General features: G+C 54.6%; 14 protein-coding genes and 1 pseudogene. 7 read left to right on the plus strand and 8 right to left on the minus strand.

Annotated elements, in window-relative coordinates:
• The first annotated feature begins 40 nt into the window (after positions 1-40).
• The 5 genes from ftsZ to mutT all read left to right on the plus strand — a co-directional run bounded on the left by ftsZ (position 41) and on the right by mutT (position 6,208).
• A complete protein-coding gene (ftsZ, locus tag ACOTZF_RS03555) occupies positions 41-1,192 on the plus strand; it encodes a cell division protein FtsZ (protein WP_008501978.1) in 1,152 nt (383 codons plus the stop codon).
• A 101-nt stretch (positions 1,193-1,293) separates the two neighbouring features.
• Entirely contained in the window at positions 1,294-2,211 is a 918-nt protein-coding gene (gene lpxC, locus ACOTZF_RS03560; protein ID WP_013095578.1) for a UDP-3-O-acyl-N-acetylglucosamine deacetylase, read from the plus strand.
• 279 nt (positions 2,212-2,490) lie between these two features.
• On the plus strand, positions 2,491-2,994 hold the full coding sequence (gene secM / locus ACOTZF_RS03565; protein WP_029882703.1) for a secA translation cis-regulator SecM: 504 nt from the start codon (positions 2,491-2,493) through the stop codon (positions 2,992-2,994).
• Positions 2,995-3,053: 59 nt separating this feature from the next.
• The gene (secA, locus tag ACOTZF_RS03570; protein ID WP_013095581.1) at positions 3,054-5,759 is read left to right on the plus strand and encodes a preprotein translocase subunit SecA; all 2,706 of its coding nucleotides are present in this window, start codon (positions 3,054-3,056) and stop codon (positions 5,757-5,759) included.
• 56 nt (positions 5,760-5,815) lie between these two features.
• Positions 5,816-6,208: an 8-oxo-dGTP diphosphatase MutT gene (mutT, locus tag ACOTZF_RS03575; RefSeq protein WP_047352028.1), complete on the plus strand. Its 393-nt coding sequence runs from the start codon at positions 5,816-5,818 to the stop codon at positions 6,206-6,208.
• A gap of 34 nt (positions 6,209-6,242) precedes the next feature.
• On the opposite strand, the gene yacG is transcribed toward mutT, so the two are convergent.
• Genes yacG through coaE form a run of 3 tightly spaced genes read right to left on the minus strand, consistent with a single transcriptional unit; the run spans position 6,243 to position 7,810 of the window.
• Positions 6,243-6,437 (minus strand): DNA gyrase inhibitor YacG, encoded by a 195-nt coding sequence (gene yacG / locus ACOTZF_RS03580; RefSeq protein WP_003856332.1) that lies wholly within the window; start codon positions 6,435-6,437, stop codon positions 6,243-6,245.
• A gap of 9 nt (positions 6,438-6,446) precedes the next feature.
• Positions 6,447-7,190 carry a cell division protein ZapD gene (zapD, locus tag ACOTZF_RS03585; protein WP_047352027.1) on the minus strand — a complete coding sequence of 248 codons (744 nt, stop codon included), beginning with the start codon at positions 7,188-7,190 and terminating at the stop codon, positions 6,447-6,449.
• On the minus strand, positions 7,190-7,810 hold the full coding sequence (coaE, locus tag ACOTZF_RS03590; protein WP_129317702.1) for a dephospho-CoA kinase: 621 nt from the start codon (positions 7,808-7,810) through the stop codon (positions 7,190-7,192). Before coaE ends, zapD begins: the two co-directional genes overlap by 1 nt.
• A gap of 228 nt (positions 7,811-8,038) precedes the next feature.
• On the opposite strand from coaE, the gene ACOTZF_RS03595 reads away from it, so the two are divergent.
• Positions 8,039-9,082 (plus strand): GMP reductase, encoded by a 1,044-nt coding sequence (locus ACOTZF_RS03595; RefSeq protein ID WP_020688503.1) that lies wholly within the window; start codon positions 8,039-8,041, stop codon positions 9,080-9,082.
• A 32-nt stretch (positions 9,083-9,114) separates the two neighbouring features.
• On the opposite strand, the gene hofC is transcribed toward ACOTZF_RS03595, so the two are convergent.
• The 4 genes from hofC to nadC all read right to left on the minus strand — a co-directional run bounded on the left by hofC (position 9,115) and on the right by nadC (position 13,191).
• Complete coding sequence (hofC, locus tag ACOTZF_RS03600; protein ID WP_129252016.1) at positions 9,115-10,299, minus strand: protein transport protein HofC; 1,185 nt, start codon at positions 10,297-10,299, stop codon at positions 9,115-9,117.
• The gene (gene gspE, locus ACOTZF_RS03605; RefSeq protein ID WP_013095587.1) at positions 10,289-11,671 is read right to left on the minus strand and encodes a type II secretion system protein GspE; all 1,383 of its coding nucleotides are present in this window, start codon (positions 11,669-11,671) and stop codon (positions 10,289-10,291) included. The genes hofC and gspE overlap by 11 nt, the downstream gene beginning before the upstream one ends.
• Positions 11,672-11,683: 12 nt before the next feature.
• On the minus strand, positions 11,684-12,121 hold the full coding sequence (gene ppdD / locus ACOTZF_RS03610; protein WP_040022095.1) for a prepilin peptidase-dependent pilin: 438 nt from the start codon (positions 12,119-12,121) through the stop codon (positions 11,684-11,686).
• Between the two features lie 176 nt (positions 12,122-12,297).
• The gene (gene nadC / locus ACOTZF_RS03615; protein ID WP_013095589.1) at positions 12,298-13,191 is read right to left on the minus strand and encodes a carboxylating nicotinate-nucleotide diphosphorylase; all 894 of its coding nucleotides are present in this window, start codon (positions 13,189-13,191) and stop codon (positions 12,298-12,300) included.
• A gap of 87 nt (positions 13,192-13,278) precedes the next feature.
• On the opposite strand from nadC, the pseudogene ampD reads away from it, so the two are divergent.
• A pseudogene (gene ampD / locus ACOTZF_RS03620) lies at positions 13,279-13,566 on the plus strand (1,6-anhydro-N-acetylmuramyl-L-alanine amidase AmpD); the annotation flags it as partial.
• Positions 13,567-13,578: 12 nt separating this feature from the next.
• On the opposite strand, the gene ACOTZF_RS03625 reads toward ampD, so the two are convergent.
• Positions 13,579-13,660 (minus strand): hypothetical protein (locus tag ACOTZF_RS03625; protein WP_048266543.1); only part of this gene is annotated, 82 nt, incomplete at its 5' end.

Genomic DNA, 13,660 nt, shown 5'->3' on the forward strand with positions numbered 1-13,660 from the left:
TTAACGGTCTCGGGCGACAGGCACAACGGAGAGAGAAATTATGTTTGAACCTATGGAACTGACCAACGACGCGGTGATTAAAGTCATCGGCGTCGGTGGCGGCGGCGGTAACGCCGTAGAGCATATGGTGCGCGAGCGCATTGAAGGTGTTGAATTCTTTGCGGTTAACACCGATGCACAGGCACTGCGTAAGACGGCAGTCGGCCAGACTATCCAGATCGGTGGTGGCATCACCAAAGGTCTGGGCGCAGGAGCTAACCCGGAAGTAGGTCGCAATGCGGCTGAAGAAGATCGTGAAGCGTTACGCGCTGCACTGGAAGGTGCGGACATGGTCTTCATCGCAGCAGGTATGGGTGGCGGTACAGGTACCGGCGCAGCACCTGTTGTGGCTGAAGTGGCTAAAGATTTAGGTATCCTGACCGTTGCTGTTGTGACCAAGCCTTTCAATTTTGAAGGCAAGAAACGTATGGCCTTCGCGGAGCAGGGTATCACCGAGCTGTCCAAGCATGTGGACTCGCTGATCACCATCCCGAACGACAAACTGCTGAAAGTGCTGGGTCGCGGTATCTCTCTGCTGGATGCCTTTGGCGCAGCAAACGACGTGCTGAAAGGCGCGGTTCAGGGTATCGCTGAACTGATTACCCGTCCTGGCCTGATGAACGTTGACTTTGCTGACGTTCGCACCGTGATGTCCGAAATGGGCTACGCGATGATGGGCTCCGGCGTGGCGAGCGGTGAAGACCGTGCGGAAGAAGCGGCTGAAATGGCTATCTCTTCTCCGCTGCTGGAAGATATCGATCTGTCGGGTGCGCGTGGCGTGCTGGTCAACATCACCGCTGGCTTTGACCTGCGTCTGGATGAGTTCGAAACCGTGGGTAACACCATCCGTGCGTTCGCCTCTGACAACGCGACCGTGGTAATCGGTACCTCCCTTGACCCGGAAATGAACGACGAGCTGCGTGTAACGGTTGTTGCTACCGGTATCGGTATGGACAAGCGCCCTGAAATCACTCTGGTGACGAACAAGCAGACTCAGCAACCGGTAATGGATCGTTACCAGCAGCACGGTATGTCTCCTCTGACTCAGGAGCAAAAACCGGCCGCGAAAGTGGTTAATGACCCAACGCCGCAAACGGCGAAAGAGCCAGATTATCTGGATATCCCGGCGTTCCTGCGTAAGCAAGCTGACTAAGAATTGGCTGGAATTTGGGGATTTCCGCTCTTTGTGCTAAACTGGCCCACCGTTAGTGATATACACTCTCGGTTGGATAGTTAATTTGGCGAGATTATACGATGATCAAACAAAGGACACTTAAACGTATCGTTCAGGCGACGGGTGTCGGTTTACATACCGGCAAGAAAGTCACCCTGACGTTACGCCCTGCGCCGGCCAATACCGGGGTCATCTATCGTCGCACCGACTTGAATCCACCGGTAGATTTTCCGGCCGATGCCAAATCTGTGCGTGATACTATGCTCTGTACTTGTCTGGTGAACGAGCATGACGTGCGGATTTCTACCGTAGAGCACCTGAACGCCGCCCTGGCGGGTCTGGGTATCGACAACATTATTGTTGAAGTCGATGCGCCAGAAATCCCGATCATGGATGGTAGTGCTGCTCCGTTCGTTTATCTGTTGCTGGATGCCGGCATCGAAGAACTGAACTGCGCGAAGAAATTTGTTCGCATCAAAGAGACCGTTCGCGTCGAAGATGGCGACAAGTGGGCTGAATTCAAACCGTACAATGGTTTCTCGTTGGACTTCACCATCGATTTTAACCATCCGGCGATTGATGCCAGTACCCAGCGCTATGCGATGAACTTCTCTGCTGATGCGTTTATGCGCCAGATCAGCCGTGCTCGTACTTTCGGCTTCATGCGTGATATCGAATATCTGCAGTCCCGCGGCCTGTGCCTGGGCGGCAGCTTCGATTGTGCCATCGTTGTTGACGATTATCGCGTACTGAACGAAGACGGTCTGCGTTTCGAAGATGAATTCGTTCGCCACAAAATGCTTGATGCAATTGGTGACCTGTTCATGTGTGGTCACAACATTATTGGTGCATTTACCGCGTTCAAATCCGGTCATGCGCTGAATAACAAACTCTTGCAGGCCGTCCTGGCAAAACAGGAAGCCTGGGAGTATGTGACCTTCGAAGACGAAGCTGAACTGCCGCTGGCCTTCAAAGCCCCTGGCCTGGTTCTGGCGTAACGGTTCAAGCCGTTCCGTAAAAAATCGACTGGTTAACCTGGTACTCTCTCCGACCAGGGAAACCAGTCGTTTTTATTTTTACCTTTCTTCATTTTGCCCCAGCTTCCCCTTTCGCTTAGCAGGCGTAGAAAATCTGTGCGTTAGCTGCATTCTTGACCGTTTTTCCCCGCTGCAGTACGTCATTCCTGCTGCTGTGTATTGGCTTTAGTGGTAATATCTGGGCGCTTAAAAGAATAACTGAACTCAGCCTGTGTAAGACGGGCTTATGTGGTGGAGCAAGTGAGCGGAATTCTGACGCGCTGGCGACAATTTGGCAGACGTTACTTCTGGCCGCATCTCTTATTAGGGATGGTCGCGGCGAGTTTCGGCTTGCCTGCGCTCAGCAACAGCGCCGAAGCTGCCACACCGGCAAAGACGTCAACCACTAAACACGATCTCACCGCGCGCGTTAACTTCACCAATCTTGCGTGGCTTGAAGCCAGCCGCCGTCCTAACTTTTCGGTAGATTACTGGCAGCAGCACGCCATCCGCACGGTTATCCGCCATCTGTCATTTGCAATGGCGCCGCAGGCCATACCGGTTGCTGAAGAGACGCTGCCGGTTCAGGCGCAACACCTTGCGCTGCTGGATACGCTCAACGCGCTGTTGACGCAGGACAGCCAGCCAGCTGTTAGCGTTCCGCAGACAGCGCAATCCGTCGTTGTTTCACCCGCCACATTCTCTGTCTCGACGTGGATAAGCCAGGTTCACGGCATCCGCGCCGGGCCTCAGCGCCTCAGTTAAATTAACCGTTTTCAATACCTTAATTTATCTGCCCGTTATGGGGCGTTTGAGAATTTATTATGCTAATCAAATTATTAACCAAAGTTTTTGGTAGTCGTAACGATCGTACCCTGCGCCGTATGCGCAAAGCTGTCGCTGTCATCAACGGTATGGAACCGGCGATGGAGAAGCTGTCTGATGACGAGCTGAAAGCGAAAACCGCAGAATTCCGCGCACGCCTGGAAAAAGGCGAAACCTTAGAAAGCCTGATCCCGGAAGCCTTCGCGGTTGTGCGTGAAGCGAGTAAACGTGTATTCGGCATGCGTCACTTCGACGTGCAGCTGCTGGGCGGTATGGTGCTTAACGAGCGCTGCATCGCGGAAATGCGTACCGGTGAAGGTAAAACCCTGACCGCGACGCTGCCTGCCTACCTGAACGCACTGACCGGCAAAGGCGTGCACGTCGTGACCGTCAACGACTATCTGGCACAGCGTGACGCCGAAAATAACCGTCCATTGTTCGAATTCCTGGGGATGACCGTCGGCATCAACATGTCCGGTCTCCCTGCGCCAGCCAAGCGCGAAGCGTATAACGCCGACATCACCTACGGTACCAACAACGAATACGGCTTCGACTACCTGCGTGACAACATGGCGTTCAGCCCTGAAGAACGTGTGCAGCGTAAATTGCACTATGCGCTGGTGGATGAGGTGGACTCCATTCTGATCGATGAAGCGCGTACCCCGCTGATCATCTCCGGTCCGGCCGAAGACAGCTCTGATATGTACCGTAAAGTCGACAAAATCATTCCACACCTGCTGCGTCAGGAGAAAGAAGACTCCGATACCTTCCAGGGTGAAGGCCACTTCTCCGTTGATGAAAAAGCGCGCCAGGTGAACCTGACTGAACGTGGTCTGGTTAAAATTGAAGAGCTGTTAGTGGCTGAAGGCATCATGGAAGAGGGCGAGTCTCTTTACTCCCCGAGCAACATCATGCTGATGCACCACGTGACTGCCGCACTGCGCGCCCATGCGCTGTTCACTCGCGACGTCGACTACATCGTCAAAGACGGCGAAGTCATCATCGTTGATGAGCACACCGGCCGTACCATGCAGGGTCGTCGCTGGTCTGACGGTCTGCACCAGGCCGTTGAAGCCAAAGAAGGCGTGGATATTCAAAACGAAAACCAGACGCTGGCGTCTATTACCTTCCAGAACTACTTCCGTCTGTACGAGAAGCTGGCAGGGATGACCGGTACAGCAGATACCGAAGCGTTTGAATTCAGCTCCATCTACAAACTGGATACCGTTGTCGTTCCAACCAACCGTCCAATGATCCGTAAGGACATGCCGGACCTGGTCTACATGACCGAAGCGGAAAAAATTCAGGCAATCATCGAAGATATTCGCGAGCGTACAGCTAAAGGCCAGCCGGTTCTGGTGGGGACCATCTCCATCGAGAAATCCGAAGTGGTGTCTAATGAGCTGACCAAAGCGGGTATCAAGCACAACGTACTGAACGCCAAATTCCACGCCAAAGAAGCAGATATCGTTGCGCAGGCGGGTTATCCGGCGGCTGTGACCATCGCCACCAACATGGCGGGTCGTGGTACCGATATTATGCTGGGCGGTAGCTGGCAGGCCGAAGTGGCTGAGCTGGAAAACCCAACGCCGGAACAGATTGCGCAGATCAAAGCCGACTGGCAGGTGCGTCATGACGCGGTTCTGGCATCTGGTGGTCTGCACATCATTGGTACCGAGCGTCACGAATCACGTCGTATCGATAACCAGCTGCGTGGTCGTGCAGGTCGTCAGGGGGATGCCGGTTCTTCCCGCTTCTACCTGTCGATGGAAGATGCGCTGATGCGTATCTTCGCCTCTGACCGTGTTTCCGGCATGATGCGTAAGCTGGGGATGAAACCTGGTGAAGCCATTGAGCACCCATGGGTGACCAAAGCGATTGCCAACGCGCAGCGTAAAGTGGAAAGCCGCAACTTCGATATTCGTAAGCAGCTGCTGGAATATGACGACGTCGCCAACGATCAGCGTCGTGCTATCTATACCCAGCGTAACGAACTGCTGGACGTATCCGACGTGAGCGAAACCATCAACAGCATTCGTGAAGATGTGTTCAAAGCGACTATCGATGCGCACATTCCGCCTCAGTCTCTGGAAGAGATGTGGGATATCGAAGGCCTTCAGGAGCGCCTGAAAAACGACTTCGACCTCGACCTGCCAATCAAAGAGTGGCTGGATAAAGAGCCTGAGCTGCACGAAGAGACCCTGCGCGAGCGTATCTACGAAACCGCGCTGGAGGTATATAAGCGTAAGGAAGAGGTTGTTGGCGCTGAGATGATGCGTCATTTCGAAAAAGGGGTGATGCTGCAGACGCTGGACTCACTGTGGAAAGAGCACCTGGCGGCGATGGACTACCTGCGTCAGGGGATCCACCTGCGTGGCTATGCGCAGAAAGATCCTAAGCAGGAGTACAAGCGCGAATCCTTCTCGATGTTTGCCTCCATGCTGGAGTCGCTGAAATATGAAGTTATCAGCACCCTGAGCAAAGTGCAGGTGCGTATGCCGGAAGAAGTGGAAGCGATGGAGCAACAGCGTCGTGAGGAAGCCGAGCGTCTGGCACAGATGCAGCAGCTCAGCCACCAGACTGACGATAGCGAAGCCGCTGCGGCGATCGCCGCGCAAACTGGCGATCGCAAAGTGGGGCGTAACGATCCGTGCCCATGCGGCTCCGGTAAAAAATATAAGGCGTGCCACGGCCGTCTGAGCTAAGTTCATAAAAAACGAAAAGGCGCAGAAATCTGCGCCTTTTTTATGGAAGTGACAATATGAAAATACTGCAAATTGCTGTCGGGATTATTCGCAACCCGCAAAACCAAATCTTCATCACGCAACGTGCCGCTGACGCCCACATGGCAAACAAGTGGGAGTTTCCTGGCGGGAAAATCGAGTCCGGTGAAACGCCGGAGCAGGCGCTGGTGCGTGAGCTTCAGGAAGAGGTCGGCATTACTCCGATTGGCGCAACGCTGTTTGATAAGCTGGAATACCAGTTTCCGGATCGTCACATCACGCTGTGGTTCTGGCTTGTGGAAAGCTGGCAGGGGGAACCCTGGGGGAAAGAGGGTCAACCGGGTGGCTGGGTTTCGCTTCACGCGAGTGATGCCGAAAAATTTCCTCCGGCAAATGCGCCCGTCATATCCCGGCTAACGGGCAACCTGTAGGCCTGCTAAGCGAAGCGCCAGCAGGCATCTACCGCTACTGCTGGTTTTCGCTCCAGTCATCGCTGTCCGAGAGATCGCCTTCACTTGGAATGCGTTTCTCTTCCGCCGCCCATTCGCCCAGGTCAATTAACTGACAGCGCTTACAGCAGAATGGGCGAAACGGACTCACCTCTCCCCAGACAACAGTTTTGCCACAGGTTGGGCAGTTTACGGTGGTTACATCAGACATAGGCACTCCTTAACAACAGGCCAGTTCAAAATCGAGGCGTTCCGGCACGGTGCCATTTTCACTATCCAGCGGCATAAAGCGAATCGCAAAACGACTCTTATGCCCGGAGATTTGCGGGTAAAGCTGTTCACCCAAAGAGAGGTTCAGACGCAGCAGATCCGCATCATCACCGTTGTCCTGGTAGAAACCGTTCAGGCTGGTTTGCTTGCGGAATGGCGCCGAGTTACGGATGAGATCGAGGATCAGGGATAACGTCTGATGCATCGGCTCCAGGCTGTCCAGCCAGCTTTTCACCTGTGCATCACGCTGGAGCTGCGGCATATGCAACCACATATGCAGTGTCGGCAGGTCAAAGCTGCAGCAGCCGCCCGGGATACTCAGGCGCTGGCGCACCAGCCCGATTAAGCGGTCTTCACGCAAAAACTGCCCAACGCGGGGAGCGGCCATCAGCGTACTGCTGCTGTTTTTAAGCTGTTGACGGAGTGAATCAATGCGGCTCTGGTCAACGCCCGGTACTTCGGCCCAGGCCTGTAGTTTACGCTGCTGGCGCTCCAGCTCTTTCAGTAGCTCGGTGCGAACGTCGCCTCGTTCAATTACATCCAGAAGATCGCCCACATTGCGGAAGAAGTGCAGCGCCGTCGCATGATCGTTGATGGGCAAATGTTGTGAGAGTTGTTGAATCAGAAATTCGATACGCAGCCAGGTACGCATTTTTTCGTTGAGCGGATGCTCAAAAAGGATGTGGGTCGACATTATGGTTTTTCCTGTGCAACGGCCTGCGCGGCATACGTCAGATACTGCGCGTGCAGGCGGGCAACATCCGATGCAATGGCATCTGGTGCGCCGTTATTATCAATAACATCATCCGCAACGGCAAGGCGCTGAGCGCGCGTGGCCTGAGCGGCAAGAATTTGTTCAGCCTGTTCGCGCGAGACATGGTCGCGCGCCACGGTGCGCTGGATTTGCGTTTCGGGTGAGACATCAATGACCAGTACCCGGTCCGCTTTATTGTGCAGTTGATTCTCTACCAGCAGCGGAACCACCCACAGAACATATGGCGAGCGGGCTGCGGCAATCTGACGCTGGGTTTCCTGGTGGATAATGGGGTGGAGCAGAGCATTAAGCCAGGTCTTTTCTGAAGAATCAGAAAAAATGCACTCACGAAGCTTGCGGCGATTTAGCGTGCCATCCGCGTTGATAATTGCCTGACCAAAATGTGCCTTAATGGCGTTTAGTACGGGTGTATCTGGCTCTACCACCTGACGGGCAATGATATCGGCATCGATTATGGTGATACCCAGACGAGAAAATGCGTCCGCAACGGTACTTTTCCCGCTACCGATGCCGCCGGTTAATGCGACGATATACCCCATTAAATCAAATCCTGGGAATTATTCATTATTAAAATCAGTTGGTTAAAATTCAAACGTGCGCCAGCCACTGTTTGGCTCTCTTTACCGGCTTTTTACCAGGTAAATTTATAGGATTGTAGCGTAAAAAAAGAGAATTTCGCAGTCTTGCGGAGCAGGTATTAGTGCGTATGATAACGTCACTGGAGTTGTGCTTTTAACATATTTGCCTCTAACCCCAGGAATCCGCACATGCGTATTGAAGAAGATCTGAAGTTAGGTTTCAAAGACGTTCTTATCCGCCCTAAACGCTCTACACTGAAAAGTCGCTCAGACGTTGAACTCGAACGTCAATTCACCTTTAAACATTCCGGTCAGACCTGGTCTGGCGTGCCGATCATCGCAGCCAATATGGATACGGTGGGAACCTTCGAGATGGCGACCGCGCTGGCGAAATTCGATATCCTTACCGCTGTGCATAAGCACTACAGCCCGGAAGAGTGGAATGCCTTTATCGCCTCTGCATCGGACGATGTGGTGAAGCATGTCATGGTTTCCACCGGTACCTCCGATGCCGATTTCGAGAAGACCAAACAGATTCTTAACGCTAACCCGGCGCTCAATTTTGTCTGTATTGATGTGGCAAATGGTTACTCCGAGCACTTCGTGCAGTTTGTCAGCAAGGCGCGTGAGGCCTGGCCCACCAAAACCATTATCGCGGGCAACGTGGTAACCGGTGAAATGTGTGAAGAGCTGATCCTTTCAGGTGCAGACATCGTAAAAGTGGGCATTGGCCCGGGTTCCGTGTGTACCACGCGTGTGAAGACCGGTGTGGGTTACCCGCAACTTTCTGCGGTGATTGAGTGTGCTGATGCCGCGCACGGTCTGGGCGGCCAGATCATCAGCGACGGCGGTTGCACCATGCCGGGTGATGTCGCGAAAGCCTTTGGCGGCGGCGCGGATTTCGTGATGCTCGGCGGCATGCTGGCGGGTCATGAAGAGAGCGGCGGTACCGTGGTTGAAGAGAACGGCGAGAAGTTCATGCTGTTCTACGGCATGAGCTCAGAATCAGCAATGACTCGTCACGTAGGTGGCGTGGCAAAATACCGTGCTGCGGAAGGCAAAACCGTGAAGCTGCCCCTGCGTGGCCCGGTCGAAAACACGGCTCGTGACATCCTGGGCGGCCTGCGTTCCGCATGTACCTACGTTGGGGCATCCCGTCTGAAAGAGCTGACAAAACGTACGACGTTTATCCGCGTTCAGGAGCAGGAAAACCGCGTTTTCAATAGCCTGTAATGTTTCTGCTGGCGTATGTCCGTACGCCAGCGTTATCCCGCGCTCATTGCATCCCCGAGATGGAAAATGGGCAGATACATCGCCACCACCAGCGTACCGATAATCACCCCTGTCACAATCAGCAGCACTGGCTCCAGAAGCGCGGCCAGATTATCTGCCAGTTGAAAGGTTTGCTCCGTATGATGGCGGGCAAGGTTTTCCAGCATAATGTCGAGTGACCCAGAGACCTCCCCGGTGCGTATGAGTTGAATGCACAGCGGGGTAAAGACGGCCGCTTTCTGAAATGAAGACCAGACGGTAAAGCCTTGTTCAATGTCCCCACGAACGCTGCGCAATATGCCTTGCCAGTACCGGCTATCAACAGTTTCTTCTGCGCTCTGTAATCCCTGTAAAAAGGGGATGCCCGCCTGCTGGGTGAGTGACAGTACGGTAAAGATCTGCCCCAGTTTTTGCCCTCTTGCCAGCCTTCCCGTCACGGGAATATGCATCAGGATACGTTGCCAGCGCGGATCCCGTCGCAGCGCCCAGGCGATGGCCACGGGAATAAGCAGCAGCACGAACAGGGCGATGGCGTATGTCTGGATAAACGCCGACAGGCCCATGACCATCTGTGTCAGCAGCGGCAGGGGAGTATTAAACGTTTTGTAGATGGCCGCGAACTCCGGCAAGACCAGGGTGACCATGGCCAGAACGACCAGAACGGCCAGCGCCAGGATGATCGTCGGATAGCGCAACGCCTTCTTCACTTTTGCCGTGAGTTGCTGCTGGGATTGTTGCTGCTGAGCGAGCTGGCGGCAGCACGTTTCCAGCTTTCCCGTTAGCTCCCCTGTTTTTACCATCGAGACATACAGCGGGCTAAATACCGCAGGCCATCGCTTCAGCGCCTCTGAAAAGGCGCATCCCTCGCTCAGATCATCATTCATGTTTTCCAGCAGCGCCTGCCAGTGTTTGACAGGATGCTGCTCGGCCAGCATTTGCAGACTTTGCGATAACGTCAGGCCAGCCTGCAACAGCGTGGCAAGCTGGCGAAACATCTCATAGCAATGCTGGGGTCGCCAGCGGTGCGTCAGCGAGCATCGGGTGAGCGAAAGTGGATGTAACTCTTTACGCATCAGCCTGACGAAGGCCGTTTCGCGATCTGCCGCCCACAGCACCCCACACAGAGATTCGCCTTCACTGGATAGCGCCCGCCAGCGCCAGAGATGATTAATACTCATTGGGCATTCCCAGCACGCGCAGCAACTCTTCGAGCGTGGTCAGACCTTGCTCAACGGCCAGACAACCCTGCTCAAATAACGATGTCATTCCCGCCTGACGGGCGCTGGCTTCGATGACCTCTATCGAGGCGCCACTGGCGATGGCCTGCCGGAGCGTGGTGTCGATGGCAAGGACTTCAAAAATGGCGACGCGGCCATAAAAGCCGTGATAGCAGCGATCGCAGCCGCCAGGTTGCCAGCGAGGAAGCGGCCGGGGCCATACGGTGCGCGGTAATTCTGCGCGGCTGTTGGCTTCCTGCCGACAGTGAGGACACAGACGACGCACCAGTCGCTGGGCAATCACCAGCGAAAGTGCAGAGGAGATCATCCAGCGTGCGACCCCCATCTGCTGCAGGCGAATGACGGTTTCCGTCGTGGAGTTGGTGTGCAGCGTCGACAGCACCAGATGCCCGGTCTGTGCGGCGTTAATGGCAATCTCTGCCGTTTCACTATCGCGGATTTCGCCTACCATAATGATGTCCGGATCCTGGCGCAGGAGCGCCCGCAGAACGCTCTGAAAGGTTAAGCCCGCACGGGGATTAATCTGCGTTTGGTTCAACCCCGCAAGCGGGATCTCGATCGGATCTTCCACGCTGCAGATGTTAACGTCAGGGGTATTACGCGCCTGCAATGCGCTATAGAGCGTGACCGTTTTTCCGCTGCCAGTGGGGCCCGTGACCAAAATCAGCCCCTGCGGTTGATGAAGGATCTCGTTAAAGCGGGCCAGCTGTTTCGCACTCATTCCCAGTTTTTCGGGTTCCAGCGCCTGATGAACCTGATGCAGCAAGCGCAGCACAATTTTCTCTCCGCCGCTGCAGGGAAGCGTGGCGATGCGAAAAGAGACCGGCTCGCTTGCCAGTTCAATCGTAAATTGACCATCCTGCGGTAAACGGCGCTCCGCAATATCCAGTTGGCCCAGCACTTTTAAGCGAGCGGTGAGGGTATTTGCCACCGCTGCAGAAAGCGGTGGCAGCGGGCAAAGCACACCGTCAACGCGCAAGCGGACCTGACAGATATCCCCCATCGGTTCGATATGAATGTCAGAAGCGCGCTGGTTGATCGCCTGCTGCAGGGTGTGGTTGAGAATATCCACCGTGTTGTGCGGCGTTAAAACGACCGGGAGGTGTGATTGCGCGGTTAACTGCCGGTGTTTTTCCATGCGCTCCGCTGTCCAGCATTCAATATCAATACGTTTTTGCGTGGCGAAACGCAGCGCTTCCATCATTTCAGCGGCGGGATTTCCCACGACGGCGATGCTAATCATGTCGGCGTCGCTGGTCAGCAGCAAAGCATGGTGGCGCTGGCACAGGGTGACGAGTTGATCTGAATTCATTATCCGCTCCTGTCAGTTACTGTCGAAACGGAAAACATCTTCGCAGGCCTCTTTGAGCGCACCGTCGTTGCTGATATTGCAGCTACGTTTCCAGCCCGTCATACCGTTGCCACTGCTCCATTGCGGTGTCACCACCACCTCAAGTCCGTTAAGGCTCTCCTGGCCCGTTAACGTCACGACGCCCTGCGTCACGCTCATTCCTGAGACATAGCGTGTTGTCGTTGGAGAAGGGATACCGTTACTGCCGCCGTCGCAGCTCGTCACGCCGCCATGTTCCAGGGCACAAAGTTCAATCGCCGTGCGATAGGGCACGAACGTTTGCAGCATGTCGGTCAGGGCCGCTTTTCGCAGGTAGTTCTGGTAGGCGGGAATACCAATGGCGCTCAGGATGGCAATAATGCCGATTACCACCATTAGCTCAATGAGCGTGAAGCCTTGTTGTCTGTTCATATCTGCTCCTCAGGGTTAAGTGGCGCTACTCTGACAGCGGGGAAATAAGCAGACGAGGGGCAAAAAATGGAACGTGAAGCGGCGTTCAGGGAATTTGTACTTACTTGCAGAGAAGAACAGAGAGATTGCGAGGAGGGCTGAAATTTCCCCTCTCCAGGCAGAGAGGGGGAACGACGTTATTTAAAGCGCATGGAGAGATCGAGGGCGCGAACGTGCTTGGTCAGCGCCCCGACAGAAATGTAGTCCACGCCGGTTTCGGCGAATTCACGGATCGTTTCGAAGGTGACGTTTCCTGAAACTTCGAGCTGTGCCTGGCCGTTGGTGAGCTTCACCGCCTCGCGCATCTGTGCTGTTTCAAAGTTATCGAGCATGATGATATCGGCACCGGCCTTGATGGCCTGCTCCAGCTCTTCGAGGTTTTCAACTTCCACTTCAACCGGCACATCCGGGTGCAGCCAGAAGGCTTTCTCCACCGCCTGACGCACGGAGCCAGAGGCAATAATGTGGTTCTCTTTAATCAGGAAGGCGTCGGACAACCCCAGACGGTGGTTGGCTCCCCCGCCACAAAGCACCGCGTACTTTAATGCCGTGCGCAGACCCGGCAGCGTTTTACGGGTGTCCAGCAGTTGCGTATGGGTACCGGCCAGCAGGTCAACGTAACGACGCACTTCACTTGCCACCCCTGACAGGGTCTGCACAAAGTTAAGCGCGGTACGTTCACCGGTCAGCAGCACGCGGGACGGGCCTTCAAGCTCAAACAGCGGCTGGTTTGCGGTAATGGCGTCACCGTCTTCAACATGCCAGGTGATTTGCACCTCATCGCCAGCCAGTTGAGTAAAGACCTCTTCAACCCAGCGCTTGCCGCAAAACACGCCATCTTCACGGGTGATGATCACGGCGTGTGAGCGTGTCTCTTTCGGCAATAATTGTGCGGTAATGTCGTTGTCCGCGCTGACGTCACCGCCCAGATCTTCTTTCAAAGCATGGGCAACGCTTGCCGGAATATCCATATTAATACGTTCCAGAAGCGCTTCACGTCGGTGGTCGGGGTTGTAGCGGCGAGGCGGCATGATAAAACTCCAAATTGGTAACGAATCATAATATTGAAACATGCTACTCTGAACCGAGTAACAGCACCATACATAAGGAGTTCCAGCATGTTGTTAGAAGACGGATGGCTGGTGGATGCGCGGCGTGTACCCTCGCCGCACCACGATGGCCGCCCGGAGGATGAAAAGCCCACACTGCTGGTGGTTCATAACATTAGTCTCCCGCCGGGTGAGTTTGGCGGTCCGTGGATCGATGCGTTATTCACGGGAACGATAGATCCCGATGCCCATCCTTTCTTTGCTGAGATTGCGCATCTGCGCGTATCGGCGCACTGCCTGATCCGTCGCGATGGCGAAGTGGTTCAGTATGTTCCTTTTGATAAGCGCGCCTGGCACTGAGAGATCCCCTCATAATTTCCCCAAAGCGTAACCATGTGTGAATAAATTTTGAGCTAGTAGGGTTGCAGCCACGAGTAAGTCTTCCCTTGTT

Origin of the sequence: Enterobacter cloacae complex sp. SHL021 (assembly GCF_049237765.1) — a bacterium.
GTDB lineage: Bacteria > Pseudomonadota > Gammaproteobacteria > Enterobacterales > Enterobacteriaceae > Enterobacter > Enterobacter cloacae.

Coding starts and splice junctions, on each gene's coding strand:
- ftsZ (WP_008501978.1), top strand. CDS start 41: ATGTTTGAACCTATGGAACTGACCAACGACGCGGTGATTAAAGTCATC.
- lpxC (WP_013095578.1), top strand. CDS start 1,294: ATGATCAAACAAAGGACACTTAAACGTATCGTTCAGGCGACGGGTGTC.
- secA (WP_013095581.1), top strand. CDS start 3,054: ATGCTAATCAAATTATTAACCAAAGTTTTTGGTAGTCGTAACGATCGT.
- mutT (WP_047352028.1), top strand. CDS start 5,816: ATGAAAATACTGCAAATTGCTGTCGGGATTATTCGCAACCCGCAAAAC.
- yacG (WP_003856332.1), bottom strand. CDS start 6,437: ATGTCTGATGTAACCACCGTAAACTGCCCAACCTGTGGCAAAACTGTT.
- zapD (WP_047352027.1), bottom strand. CDS start 7,190: ATGTCGACCCACATCCTTTTTGAGCATCCGCTCAACGAAAAAATGCGT.
- coaE (WP_129317702.1), bottom strand. CDS start 7,810: ATGGGGTATATCGTCGCATTAACCGGCGGCATCGGTAGCGGGAAAAGT.
- ACOTZF_RS03595 (WP_020688503.1), top strand. CDS start 8,039: ATGCGTATTGAAGAAGATCTGAAGTTAGGTTTCAAAGACGTTCTTATC.
- hofC (WP_129252016.1), bottom strand. CDS start 10,299: ATGAGTATTAATCATCTCTGGCGCTGGCGGGCGCTATCCAGTGAAGGC.
- gspE (WP_013095587.1), bottom strand. CDS start 11,671: ATGAATTCAGATCAACTCGTCACCCTGTGCCAGCGCCACCATGCTTTG.
- ppdD (WP_040022095.1), bottom strand. CDS start 12,121: ATGAACAGACAACAAGGCTTCACGCTCATTGAGCTAATGGTGGTAATC.
- nadC (WP_013095589.1), bottom strand. CDS start 13,191: ATGCCGCCTCGCCGCTACAACCCCGACCACCGACGTGAAGCGCTTCTG.